The 12,610-nt window shown below is 52.4% G+C and carries 10 protein-coding genes; 7 read left to right on the top strand and 3 right to left on the bottom strand.

Annotated features, from left to right (window positions below; all coding sequences use genetic code 11):
* Positions 1–897 carry a LysR family transcriptional regulator gene (locus BR86_RS0100555; protein ID WP_031471074.1) on the bottom strand — a complete coding sequence of 299 codons (897 nt, stop codon included), beginning with the start codon at positions 895–897 and terminating at the stop codon, positions 1–3.
* A 251-nt stretch (positions 898–1,148) separates the two neighbouring features.
* Between BR86_RS0100555 and BR86_RS0100550 the strand changes: the two genes are divergently transcribed.
* Both BR86_RS0100550 and BR86_RS0100545 read left to right on the top strand, forming a co-directional pair.
* On the top strand, positions 1,149–2,264 hold the full coding sequence (locus BR86_RS0100550) for a 5-methyltetrahydropteroyltriglutamate--homocysteine S-methyltransferase (RefSeq protein ID WP_031471073.1): 1,116 nt from the start codon (positions 1,149–1,151) through the stop codon (positions 2,262–2,264).
* 94 nt (positions 2,265–2,358) lie between these two features.
* Positions 2,359–3,006, top strand: coding sequence for a YczE/YyaS/YitT family protein (locus tag BR86_RS0100545; protein ID WP_051684483.1), 648 nt, complete (start codon positions 2,359–2,361; stop codon positions 3,004–3,006).
* A gap of 51 nt (positions 3,007–3,057) precedes the next feature.
* Here BR86_RS0100545 and BR86_RS0100540 read toward each other — a convergent pair whose 3' ends face one another.
* On the bottom strand, positions 3,058–4,818 hold the full coding sequence (locus tag BR86_RS0100540) for a sensor domain-containing diguanylate cyclase (RefSeq protein ID WP_031471071.1): 1,761 nt from the start codon (positions 4,816–4,818) through the stop codon (positions 3,058–3,060).
* A gap of 243 nt (positions 4,819–5,061) precedes the next feature.
* Here BR86_RS0100540 and BR86_RS0100535 point away from each other — a divergent pair, with 243 nt between their 5' ends.
* The 5 genes from BR86_RS0100535 (at position 5,062) to fdhF (ending at position 11,764) form a co-directional block, all read left to right on the top strand.
* Positions 5,062–5,853, top strand: a complete 792-nt coding sequence (locus tag BR86_RS0100535) for a hypothetical protein (RefSeq protein WP_031471070.1) — start codon at positions 5,062–5,064, stop codon at positions 5,851–5,853.
* 208 nt (positions 5,854–6,061) lie between these two features.
* Entirely contained in the window at positions 6,062–6,565 is a 504-nt protein-coding gene (locus tag BR86_RS0100530) for a GNAT family N-acetyltransferase (RefSeq protein WP_075034381.1), read from the top strand.
* 83 nt (positions 6,566–6,648) lie between these two features.
* Complete coding sequence (locus tag BR86_RS0100525) at positions 6,649–7,098, top strand: GNAT family N-acetyltransferase (protein WP_242841534.1); 450 nt, start codon at positions 6,649–6,651, stop codon at positions 7,096–7,098.
* Between the two features lie 137 nt (positions 7,099–7,235).
* Positions 7,236–9,068, top strand: coding sequence for an NAD(P)-binding protein (locus tag BR86_RS0100520; RefSeq protein ID WP_143099278.1), 1,833 nt, complete (start codon positions 7,236–7,238; stop codon positions 9,066–9,068).
* Positions 9,065–11,764, top strand: a complete 2,700-nt coding sequence (fdhF, locus tag BR86_RS0100515; protein ID WP_031471066.1) for a formate dehydrogenase subunit alpha — start codon at positions 9,065–9,067, stop codon at positions 11,762–11,764. Before BR86_RS0100520 ends, fdhF begins: the two co-directional genes overlap by 4 nt.
* Here the strand turns inward: fdhF and mobA are convergent.
* Complete coding sequence (gene mobA / locus BR86_RS0100510) at positions 11,745–12,488, bottom strand: molybdenum cofactor guanylyltransferase (RefSeq protein ID WP_031471065.1); 744 nt, start codon at positions 12,486–12,488, stop codon at positions 11,745–11,747. The genes fdhF and mobA overlap by 20 nt on opposite strands.
* Between the last annotated feature and the right edge of the window lie 122 nt (positions 12,489–12,610).

Below are 12,610 nucleotides of genomic sequence, written 5' to 3'. Positions count from 1 at the left end.
TCAGACCAGACTTTTCAGAATTTCAATATAGCTGAGCGTGAGCGGAGACGGATGTATGGAGGTCGGCAGAATATAGCCGATCTCCATATGGTCTTTTATGGAAAGCGGCTTGGCGATGATGTTCGGGCCGTTCAGCTCTTCACTGATGACACCGCTGCAGATGGTATACCCGTTCAGACCGATCAGCATGTTGAACAGGGTGGCCCGGTCGCAGACGACAATGTCCTTGTCACAGTCGACGGTGCTCAGGATTTCCTCGGAAAAATAAAACGAATTGTGGCTTCCCTGCTCGTAAGAGAGACGGGGATAGGGTTTCAGATCATCTAGCGTAAGCGCTGCTTTTCCGGCAAGCGGATTCTTCTTGCCGATAAAGACATGCGGATCTGCGGTAAAAAGCGGGGTAAATGTCAGATCGTTGTCGCGGAGTGACTTGCGGATGATCGTTTCATTGAAGGCATTCAGGTAGAGGATACCGATCTCGCTTCGAAGGCGCGCCACGTCATCGATGATGTCATAGGTCTGCGTTTCCCGCATATGAAATTCGTATTTGTCGCCGCCCTGTTCTTTCAGAAGCCGGACGAAGGCTTCCACGACAAAAGAATAGTGCTGGGAAGAGACGCAGAACCGCTGTTTTCCCATGGTCTTTCCCGTGTAGCGCTCATTCATCAGATTGGCCTGATCCAGAATCTGTCTCGCATATCCCAGAAACTCGTCGCCGTCCGGCGTGAGTTCAATCCCTTTATTTGATCTGGAAAATATCGTGATTCCGTATTCTTTCTCCAGCGCATGGATTGCGGTGGTGAGACTCGGCTGCGCTATAAACAGTTTTTTGGCGGCCTCGGTGATATTACCGGTTTCCGCTACGGTGACGGCATATTGGAGTTGTTTGATGGTCATGCGGCTGTATCATCCGGAGTCATTGGCTGACGGGATGTTCTCTTTTCCCGGAAGTCATTGCCCACAGATGTTCTCCTTTCCTGTCGAAAAACGCGAATCGATTCGCTTGGGTATAGAACACATTTGAATTATACCATGCACGATAGATGGAAGCTATGGAGAAACCACAAGAATATATATTTTACCTATCAAAATAATAGACTTATACTCCTCAGCATAGAACACATTTTACGGAGAGGAGATTTGACACGATGAGTACATTACAGACACCGTTTCGCTATGATTTTGTCGGGAGTTTCCTGAGACCGCAGGCACTGAAAGAGGCGAAGGCTGCTTATCAGGCAGGAACGATCGGTCAGGAGGAATATGATAACGTGGTCAATGCGGAGATTGCGAACGTGGTCAGAAAGCAGAAAGAACTCGGCTTTCACGTGATCACCGACGGTGAATTCCGGAGAAGCTTCTGGCATCTCGACTTTATGTGGGGACTGGAAGGCGTGGAGCACAGAGCGACGGGAAACGGCGTGCAGTTCAATCAGGAACTTGCCGTGCTGGATGACACGTATCTTGTCGGAAAGATCCGGGCGAAGGCACATCCGTTTGTGGAGTATTTTAAGTTCCTGAAGCAGTTTGAGGATGAAAACACCGTTGCGAAATACACCATTCCGGCACCGGCACAGACTTTCCAGCAGATGATCGTCCCGGTCAATATCGAGTCGACCCGGAAGTTCTATCCGACAAATGATGAGCTGATCGAGGACATTGCGGCCGCATATCGGGATGTGATCCGTCAGTTCTACGAAGCGGGCTGCCGGAATCTTCAGATCGATGACTGTACCTGGGGAGCGATTGTCGGGGATGCGGCAAAACAGAGATACAAGGCTCTCGGAATCGATCTGGAGGAAGTCAAGGCACAGCTTCTGAAAGTCAATAACCTTGCGCTCGAAGGAAAGCCGGCAGACATGGTGATCAACTCGCATATCTGCCGCGGTAACTACCATTCCACCTATTTTACGAGCGGTCCGTATGACCCGGTTGCGGATTATGTCTTTGCAAAGGAAAAGGTTGACGCGCTCTTTCTGGAGTATGATGATGAGCGGTCCGGCGGATTTGCCCCGCTGGCCAGAGTATCGGAAGACAAGAAAGTGGTTCTGGGCCTGATCACCACAAAGTCGCCGGTACTGGAAGACAGGCAGACCGTGATCGACCGGATTCACGAGGCGGCGAGGTACATTCCGCTGGAGCGGCTTTGCCTGAGTCCGCAGTGCGGCTTTGCATCCTGCGAGATCGGCAACAAGCTGACCGAAGAAGAACAGTGGGCGAAGCTGAAGCTGGTCAAAGAGATTGCAGAGGAAGTGTGGGGATAAAGACAGTGCTGAGGCGTTAAACCGAATTCTCCCGGCGGTTTTTTCCGTATGAAATATATGTTATAGTGAAGAAAAACGGAAAAGAGAGTGTGTTATGAGCCGGAAGAAAATGGTTACAGGGTGGATTCAGATCATAGGGGGACTGCTGATCTTTGCACTGGGGGTGCATTTGACGATCCGTGCGGATCTCGGTCTTTCGCCGTGGGACTGTTTCGGTATGGGAATCGCGAAACAGACACCGCTGAATTATGGACTTTCCATGACGGTGATGGGCATTCTCATTCTGCTGATCGACGTGTGGATGCATGAAAAGATCGGTTTCGGAACCGTTCTGGACGCGCTGCTGACCGGAAATTTTGTGCAGATCTTCAATGATCTGGATACGCTGCCCAAAACGAACGGCATCCTGACCGGATGTCTGACTATTGTGGCGGGACTTGCGCTGATGTCCGTCGGCCAGTATTTTTATATGTCCTCCGCCCAGTGCTGCGGACCGAGGGACACCCTTCTGGTCGGACTTGGAAAAAGGCTCCGCCGATTCCCGATCGGAGCGGTTCAGTTCGGTCTACTGTCGATGGCTCTTCTGTTTGGATGGATGCTGGGCGGTCCGGTTGGAATCGGCACCATCGTCAGTACTTTCGGAGCTGGCATTGTCATGCAGATTGTGTTCAGTCTCATCAAATTTGAACCGAGGAAAATACAGCATCACAGCATATTGGAGATCGTAAGACGCAGAGGATGAAGAAGGACGCATCCGGGACGGAAGGTGCAGGTCGGATCAATGGATCCGGCCTCAGATTCCAACCACCCGGTTTCGTCCTCCTTTTTTTGCCTGATACAGCGCCTCATCGGCCCGCTTGACAAATGACTCCAGCGAATCGTTATCTTTTACGGCCGTCACGCCAAAGCTCATGGTAATGTGCTTGACGGTGACATAGCAGTTTTCTTCGATCTTTGCCCGAAGTTTCTCGGCAAAGGCCATTGCCTCCGGGAGGGGGGTATCCGGAAGAGCATAGATAAATTCCTCTCCGCCCCAGCGGCCGAAAACGTGCTTTGGCTGCAGGCTTTCCTTGATCAGATCGACGGTTGCGCGAAGTACCATATCGCCGACATCATGGCCGAAGGTATCATTGACCCGCTTGAAATGATCGATATCCATAAAAAGCAGAGAGGCCGGTGCGTGATCGGATTCCCGGAGCTTCAGGATTTCGTGGAGCTTGTTTTCCAGCTCCCAGCGATTGTAAATTCTGGTGAGCTGATCGGTGTATGCAATCCGGCCCAGCTCCTTGTTGAGTGCATCCAGTTCGCCGGATGTCGTCTCCAGAAGATGAAGAATCCGGTCGACGAAGGGAACATACTCGTTTTCCTGTTCCGGTACGGGGGTATCCCGGATCTCATTGAGACAGGTTCGAACCGTATTCTTCGCGGAGGCATCTTCGGTAAGACCTACCGCGACCAGAGCGCTGTTCAGCGCGCTGCCGTCTCCGGTGGAGGAGAAGAAGAGCTCTGCGTATCCGACGGACACCGAGAGTTCCGGGAAGAAAGCGCGGTAGCCCGCAGTATCCTGATGGGCGGCCGTCTTCAGAAAACGAACGCGGTTTCCGCATTCAAAGAGAAAGACCGCTTCCGGGCAGAACTTTTTGAGGTTCTCGGAGGACTGGTTCACAATGCGCAGAAGCTGGTCGGGATTTCCGTAGGAAAGACGGAAATGCTCGCCCTTGATCACGTCGGACGTAAAGTGGATGGAGCCGTCTTCCCCGCACGCGGACGGAACTCTGGAGACCACACAGTTTCGCCGGTGAAACACCAGCGGGAATTCACATACGTTCTGCACAAAGTAGCGGTTCGGGCGTACATTTAGGTATTTGGAGTAGACGTCCACTGCCGGTTTGTGGTCGATCTCGGTGATGATCTGATCGCCGCTGGTCTGGGTTACGGTCATCTCGATGCCGATTTCTTTGAATCCGAGGCAGTTATCCATATAAAACCGGAGATCCCGGCCGGAGAAAATGACGACGGTGATGCCGTCGGCACGGGCGGTACTGCCGTATACATATGCCGTATTCAGCGCACGGATGCTTCGTCCGGCCTTGGCTCCGAAGATCGGGATCTTGTGGTGGCTGATTTCCTCATGAAATGCATGGCTGACCGCACTGCTGCAGGAATAACAGATCATCATGCATTTTGCATCAGGGAGCTGCTGCAGCTGTTCATTCAGAATACGGCCGGCCACAAAGCCCGTCATTTGCGTCATATCATAATCAAATTTTGTGAGCGTTGTCGTGCGGAAATAGGTCACATTCAGCTCTGCGGGATTCTCGCTGATATCGAATTCCAGATCGGCGATATTGGCGCTGGTAATGCCGATAAGACATGCTTTGCCGCATTTTTCGCGGATGATTTCCATGATTTTGTCATCATCGGTATCGAGTCTCGGATTGCTGAGCTGAAGGAGAATGCCGGAAGCGGTCTGATAGGAATCGCTTTCGGAGATCTGAGAACAGATTCTGTTCAATTCGTCCAATGTCTGAAAGGTAAATTGTTTCTGAAGCATATAGATATCCTTTCCGGAGTTCTGCTGTTCCAGATGTTACAGTCTTTTCGGGTGTTTTTTCGGCGCGGATGACAGAGATGATAATAGGTTTTAGCCGAAGAAATCTTAAAGTGGATAAAATATAATCACTTGCATTTCCATCCGTCCTGTGATAGCACTTCTATGAAATGCAAAAACGCATAAAAAAAGGAGAAGAGATCCGGAAACCGGATCTCCGGCCGGAAAGTCAGGTTCAGCAGTTTTATGGAATTACAGGAATATGCACAGCATTACTTTGATCTGAAAAAAGCGGGTCCGTATTTTCTGATCAGCTTTCTCGCATTGCTTGTCGTTATGGGACTGATCATTGCGATCGCCCGGTTCCGGAAAGAACGGGATACCCGAAGCGGAGAGAGCCGGTATGCGGATTTGCCGCGGCACCCCATCGACATTCGCTCGTTTGCGTTCATCGAATCCTTTTATGAGATGGCATTTGCCAGCACGGCGGTGCTGCTGCTTCTCAGCCTTTACTACATCATCAATGACCGGATCAATCTGCGCACGGTACATCGGATATGGGATACATACAAAGACTGGATTCTGGTGGCGTTCCTGATGGCAGCCATGGTTCTGAACCGCATATTTGACCGTGTTCTGGTACGGCTTCGCTATATCGACGCGAAACAGAGATCCAGCATCCGGCTGCTCAGTTCCATCTATGTCATCCTGATTCTGGTCTACATCTGTTTTATCTATCAGAGTCCGAATTACGGGACGATTATCATCTATTTTGTGATGATGGTAATCGGCAGACTGTTTTACTTTGATGTCACCTGGGATGGGTTCAAAGGCGATATGGCCGGATTGTGGAAGAATCTGCCGATACTTTTCCTGATGGGGGCGTATTCGGCGTTCATCATCTGGTACGGCTTTTTCAGTCAGTTTCTGTGGAAATCCAACGGAGTTCTGGTCTCGACGCTGATTGCGCATCTTTTTATGGATGTCGGGATCGTGATCATTCATCACCTCCGGATTCCGAGACTGATTCTGAGATGAGTGCAGGGAAAAGAAACGATGAAATGACCAAAATTGACATGCCGGCCAAACGGGAGTAGAATTTTATCCATAAAGAGAATAAACAAATTGCCGCTGCGGTTCACCGGAACAGCAGCATGATGGCATCCGACCCCCGGATCGCAGGTACGGCGTGTATGCGCTATAAGATTCGTGGACGGATGCCTGTTTTTTCAGGAGGAAAACGTCCATGAAATTCTATGTTAAACGTTTTGCGGACCTTACCGTTTCCGAACTGTATGAGATTCTGAAAACAAGATTTGAAATCTTTGTCATCGAACAGGAATGCCTGTATCCGGATCTGGATGATAAGGATCAGGATGCGTACCATGTGTTTTGCCTGAATGAGCAGGGACGTGTGGCGGCATGCCTTCGGGTTTTCTGGAATGATGAGGCGGCAGGCGTTGCGCAGATCGGAAGAGTTGTCACTCTCGAACATGGAAAAGGTGTGGGAGGACAGCTTCTTCGCTGTGGAATCAGGGTTGCGGAAGAGCGGTTTCACGCAAAGAAAATCTATCTGGAGGCACAGCAGTATGCGATCGGATATTATGCCAGAGAAGGATTTCGCGTCGTATCGGATGCCTTTATCGAGGATGGAATCCCGCATGTAAAGATGATCCGGGAATCGGATGAAAGAGCGCTTGCCGGAGAAGAACAGGAGAACCGCAAACCGGCATTTTCAGAGACAAAATGAGAGATGAAGAAACAAAAGAGCAATAGCGGGACAAAAAGAGATAACGAGACAAAAAGAGATAACGAGATAAAATGAGAGAGAACATGAGAAGAATGACAGCGGAAGACAGGCCTTATGTGCTGGCGAAGATGAAAGATTTTTATCATTCCGATGCGGTAATAACAGACGGATCGGAAGAGATCTATATCAATGATGTGGATGAATGCATATCGGATTCCCCCTATCTGGAAGGATTTGTTTTTCCGGACCGGGAAGGATCGATCAAGGGCTATGCAATGGTCGCGCACAGCTATAGCACGGAATTCGGCAGACCCTGCATCTGGATCGAAGATCTGTATTTGGAAAATGAATTGAGAGGGACCGGCGTTGCCACCCGGTTCTTTGATTACCTCAAGACACAGTATCCGGATGCCGTGCACAGACTGGAAGTGGAAAAAGAAAACAAAAGGGCGATAAAGGCTTACGTCAAAAATGATTTTCAGGAAATACCGTATTATGAAATGATAAGATTTATGGATTCCGGGAAACGGTGAGTCCATCGCTGATTTTTGCGCGGCAAAAAAGTTTTTTAAAAATTAAAAGGAAACAACGACGATTGCTGACAACTCTGATAAAATAAAGGATATAGGACGATGGTCCATTGAATAAAAAATTTGTTCAGGGGGTAGCTATGAGATCATTGATGAAAAAGGGCAGTCTCAATGACCGGACCGATGTCGTGCTCCGGAAATTCCGGGCAAGAATGACATCGTATCCGCCGGGGATGTGCCCTCTCGTATTGTACCGGTCACTTCTCCAGATTTCCATGAATCAGTCCTGCGGAAAATGCGTTCCGTGCCGTGACGGGCTGGGAGAGGTTGACTTTCTGCTGAAGAGTATCATCAACGGCGATGCGGACAGCGACGTGCTGAAGGAGATCGAGAGCAAATGCCGCATGATCGCGGAGACGGCAGACTGCGCGGTCGGCGTTGCGGGAGCAAAGCTGATTCTGGAGTCGCTGGAGGAGTTCGCGGATGAATATGAAAGTCATATCCGGGAGCGCCGCTGCGTCGGAAACGCAAGTCAGACCATTCCGTGTGTGACACTGTGCCCGGCTCATGTCGATGTTCCGGGATACATTGCCATGATCAAGGCGGGGGATTATGCGGGGGCGATCAAAGTCATCCGGAACCGGAACCCGTTCCCGACCGCCTGTGCGATGGTCTGCGAGCATCCGTGCGAGCGCAAATGCCGCCGTTCCCTGATCGATGCGCCGCTTAATATCCGCGGACTCAAGAAATACGCGGTGGACTGCGTGACAGCGGATACTGTCCCGACACCGGAAAAAAATGTCTGTACCGGGAAGAAGGTTGCGATCGTCGGGGGCGGACCGTCCGGACTTACCGCGGCGTATTTTCTTTCCCTGATGGGGCATAAAGTCGATCTCTATGAAGAGCATGAAAAACTCGGCGGTATGCTCCGGTACGGAATTCCGGAGTACCGGCTTCCGAAAGCGCGGCTGGATGAGGATATCCATGCGATTCTGAAAGCGGGCGATATTCATGTCTGTACGGGGATCAAGATTGGAAAGGACATCACCTTTGAGGAAATCCGGAACGGTCATGACGCAGTCTATCTCGGAATCGGCGCGCAGATCGGAAACCGGATGCCGATGGAAGGGGCGGACGCCAAAAATGTCATTCCCGCGGCAGATTTTCTCCAGGAGGCGGCGACCGGCCGGATGACGGATCTCACCGGAAAAAAGGTTGTGCTGATCGGCGGCGGAAATGTTGCCATGGATGCGGCGCGGACCGCAGCGAGACTGAATGCGGAATCCATTCATGTCTTTACGCGGAAACGGGACGATTACACCGCGCTGGAGAGCGAGATCGAGTCGGCGATGCAGGAAGGAGTCCGGTTCCGGACACTGCTGAACTTTCTGAATATCGAGACAGATCCGGTGACGAACGAAGTGCACGCGGTATGGCTTCAGCCGGAGATTGTCGGACCGATCGACAAGCTGGGATTTGTGACGACGGAACATTCCAGCAACTATCCGTACCGTTTCAAGTGTGATCTGCTGATCCTTGGCGTCGGACAGAGGAGTGATGTCGCGGCGTTCGAAAAGGAGGGAATTCCGACGAACCGCGGACGGATCGACGCGGATGAGACCTGCATGGTCAACGGTATGGACGGTGTCTTTTCCGGCGGCGACTGCGTGACCGGTCCGTCCACCGCGATCAACGCGATCGCAGCGGGACAGGTTGCGGCCTTTAACATTGATGAGTATCTCGGATACCACCATAAGATAAAACTGGATGCGGAGATTCCGGCTGCAGTGCCGAATCCGTGTATTCCGACCGGAAGAGCGGAGATCGAGGAGAAGGATCCGTTTGAGCGGAGGACCAATTTTGAACATGTGGAATTAAAGATGACACCGGAAGAGGCGCTGAGGGAGTCGGGGAGATGCCTTCGCTGCGATCACTACGGCTGCGGTGCGATGGAAGGAGGAAGAGGAGAATGATTTCTTTTTCGATGAACGGCTCCCGCTGTCAGGCGGAAGAGGGAACGACCATCCTGGAAGCGGCGAGAGCGCGCGGCATTGTGATTCCGACGCTGTGTTATCTGAAAGGCGTGTCCGATATCGGTTCCTGCAGAATGTGCATGGTGGAGGCGAACGGTTTTGACATGCTTCTTCCGGCCTGCAGAACCAAAGTGGCGGAAGGAATGGAGATCACGACGGAGTCGGAAAAACTGACCGACTACCGGAAAAATATGCTGAAGCTCATTTTGTCAAATCACAACCAGGACTGCATGAGCTGTCCGGCAAACGGAACGTGTGAGCTCCAGAAACTCTGCAATGAATACGGCGTGGAACGTGCGGAGCACAAGGGAAACCGCGTGAAGATCGAAACAAAGCTTCCCCTGCTGGACGATAACCCGTATATCAGCTACGATCCGAGCAAATGCATTCACTGTCAGCGATGCATCAACGTATGTCACCGGATTGCCTGCAACGGGGCGATCAAAAGCGGCCGTCTCGGCAATTTCCATATTGTGGAAGCGCCGTTTGGAAAGAATTATAAGGAGACGGAGTGCGAGAGCTGCGGAAACTGTGCATCCGTCTGTCCGACCGGAGCGATTGTCCTGAAGCGGGAGAAGAACTACCGGGAGTGGGAAGTAAAGAAAGTCCGGACGACCTGTCCGCACTGCGCAACCGGCTGTCAGTTTGACCTCGTGGTGAAAAACGGACGGATTGTCAATGTAGAATCGGCGGACGGACCGGCGAATCACCGGAGACTCTGCGTCAAAGGAAGAAACGGAAGCTTTGATTTCGTTCACGCGGAGGACCGGCTGAAGAAACCGCTGATCAAAGACCGGAGCACCGGCACATTCCGGGAAGCCACATGGGAGGAGGCAATCTCTTATACGGCGAAGCGGTTTCTGGAGATCCGGGAGAAATACGGGTGCGATTCTCTGGCGGGATTTGCCTGCTCCCGATCTTCCAACGAAGACGTCTACATGGTGCAGAAGATGGTCCGCACCTGCTTCGGAACCAACACGACGGACAACTGTGCAAGAGTCTGTCACTCGGCCTCGGTCGCGGGACTGGCGAAGACCCTCGGCTCCGGCGCGATGACGAATCCGATCTATGACATCACGCATGATGTCGATGCGATTCTTCTCGTGGGTTCGAATCCGGAGGAAGCGCATCCGGTCATCGGAATGCAGATCCGGAAGGCGGTGAAGAACGGCACAAAACTCATCGTGGTTGATCCGCGCAATATCGGGCTTTCCGGACAGGCGGACATTCATCTGAAGCTCCGTCCGGGAACCAATGTGGCGTTTGCGAACGGCATGATGCATGTGATGATCGAGGAGGACCTGATCGATCACGAATACATCGAAAAATATGTAGAAGGTTTTGAGGAACTGAAGAAACTGGTGGCGGAGTATACGCCGGAGAGAGTCGGAGAGATCTGCCACATTGACCCGGATATGCTTCGCGAAGCGGCCAGAATGTATGCCTGCGCGAAGAAAGCGCCGATCATCTACTGCCTCGGCGTGACGGAGCATTCCACCGGAACCGAAGGCGTTATGAGCCTCTCCAATATGGCGGCGATCTGCGGCAAGATCGGCCGGAGCGGCTGCGGCGTGAACCCGCTGCGCGGCCAGAATAATGTGCAGGGTGCCTGTGATATGGGCGCAATGTCAACGGATTATCCGGGATATCAGAAAGTGGACAATGAGGCTGTACGGAAGAAATTCGAGAAGGCCTGGGGAGTTCCGCTGAACCCGAAGCCGGGACTTCGGGCGACGGAGGTATTTCCGGCAGCGATCGAGGGAAAAATCAAAGGCCTGTACATCTGCGGAGAAGATCCGGTGGTTTCCGATCCGGATACGCATCATATTCTCAAAGCGATGGAGAGTCTGGAATTTCTGGTGGTACAGGATCTGTTCATGACGAAAACCGCGGAATATGCGGATGTGATTCTCCCGGCGAAGAGTTTTGCGGAAAAAGAGGGAACCTTTACCAATACAGAGCGAAGAGTCCAGAGAATCCGCAAGGCGGTGACCCTCGATGGAGAAATGCGCCCGGACACGGACATTCTCATCGATCTGATGAATGCGATGGGATATCCGCAGCCGTATCTGACACCGGCACAGATTATGGACGAGATTGCGGAGCTGACACCGAGTTATCACGGCATCAGCTACGAGAGACTGGATGCGGGAGAAGACCTGCAGTGGCCTTGCCCGGAGAAGGATCATCCGGGTACACCGATCATGCATGCGGCGGGACCGGTTCGGGGAAAGGTGCTTCTGTATCCGGCGGAGTTTAAAGAGGCACAGGAACTTCCGGATGAAGAATATCCGTTCATCCTGATGACCGGGCGGATTCTGTATCACTACAATGCATTTTCACAGACGTCCCGCTCGCCGGGACTGATGGATCTGTCGGGAGAGGGATTCATCGAGCTGAACTTCCGCGATGCCGGGCGAATGGGCATCCGGAGCGGAGACACCGTCCGGGTGAGCAGCCGAAGAGGGACGATCACCGCCAGGGCGAGAGTCGGAAGAAAGGTATCGGCGGGAGAAACCTGGATGCCGTTCCATTTCCCGGATTCTCCGGTCAACATGATCACCAATGCGGCGCTGGATGAGTTTGCGCGCATCCCGGAATACAAGGTGTGTGCGGTCAAGCTTGAAAAAGCGTGAGATCTTCCTTCGTGTTGCAGTTGAGGAGTTCTTTTTCATCACCGTGATATTCCATAAACTGGCAGTCGAGCCGATCCAGAAAGGCTCTGACTGCCAGTTTTTTCTGACGGATCAGTTCTCTCAGAATTCCGGCAGTATCGGTCCGGTACACCGCAATCAGCGGCTGTATCCTTCCCCGGAAGGATAAGACGGTCGCGTCGTGCGGCGAGGCGATATGCGCGTCCAGAAGGCGGCTCAGTGTATCTGCGGTGAGAAGCGGCGTATCGACGCTGAGAACGAGAGCGAAAGGGAAACGGCACTCCGAAAAGCAAGAGTACATCCCGCCGAGGGGACCGCAGTCCGGGATAAGATCCGGGATGCGGCGCAGGAGGGACCCGTTCTGCGGGATTCGGGCCGAAACCGGGTGTGCGGGCAATTCATGCTCCGGGATGCGGCAGGAGCGGTAGTCTGTGCCGGGGCGGGGTGTCTTTTCGTCCGTACGAATACCGTCCACATGAATTTCGGACGTATGAATACCGTACGAAAGGGCGGGACCTTCCGGAGAACTGGACCGGCAGGAGATCAGAATCTCGCCGGCGCCGGCCCGGCGAAGCTTCTCAATCTGGATGTCCAGAAAACTTTTTCCGTTCAGGCACAGAGAGGCCTTATCGGTTCCCATCCGGCTGCTCTTTCCGCCGGCCAGTATGATGCCGCTGAATTCATGATGCTGTTTCAGTTGTCCCATGTGTTCTGTTTTCACCGTTTGTCCCATGCGTTTCATTTGCTCCGTGTGCTTCTCGGCTGATCTGTGTATGGCGGCGTTTTTTCAGGACTCCGAAGTCCGCAGGCTCCCCGCAGGAGTGAGTG

The organism is [Clostridium] aminophilum DSM 10710 (assembly GCF_000711825.1).
Classification (GTDB): Bacteria; Bacillota; Clostridia; order Lachnospirales; family Lachnospiraceae; genus Clostridium_R; species Clostridium_R aminophilum.
This window is presented reverse-complemented; position numbering and strand designations above follow the sequence as displayed.

Coding starts and splice junctions, on each gene's coding strand:
- BR86_RS0100530 (WP_075034381.1), top strand. CDS start 6,062: ATGAAATTCTATGTTAAACGTTTTGCGGACCTTACCGTTTCCGAACTG.
- BR86_RS0100540 (WP_031471071.1), bottom strand. CDS start 4,818: ATGCTTCAGAAACAATTTACCTTTCAGACATTGGACGAATTGAACAGA.
- BR86_RS0100520 (WP_143099278.1), top strand. CDS start 7,236: ATGAGATCATTGATGAAAAAGGGCAGTCTCAATGACCGGACCGATGTC.
- BR86_RS0100525 (WP_242841534.1), top strand. CDS start 6,649: ATGAGAAGAATGACAGCGGAAGACAGGCCTTATGTGCTGGCGAAGATG.
- mobA (WP_031471065.1), bottom strand. CDS start 12,488: ATGGGACAACTGAAACAGCATCATGAATTCAGCGGCATCATACTGGCC.
- BR86_RS0100550 (WP_031471073.1), top strand. CDS start 1,149: ATGAGTACATTACAGACACCGTTTCGCTATGATTTTGTCGGGAGTTTC.
- BR86_RS0100555 (WP_031471074.1), bottom strand. CDS start 897: ATGACCATCAAACAACTCCAATATGCCGTCACCGTAGCGGAAACCGGT.
- BR86_RS0100535 (WP_031471070.1), top strand. CDS start 5,062: ATGGAATTACAGGAATATGCACAGCATTACTTTGATCTGAAAAAAGCG.
- BR86_RS0100545 (WP_051684483.1), top strand. CDS start 2,359: ATGAGCCGGAAGAAAATGGTTACAGGGTGGATTCAGATCATAGGGGGA.
- fdhF (WP_031471066.1), top strand. CDS start 9,065: ATGATTTCTTTTTCGATGAACGGCTCCCGCTGTCAGGCGGAAGAGGGA.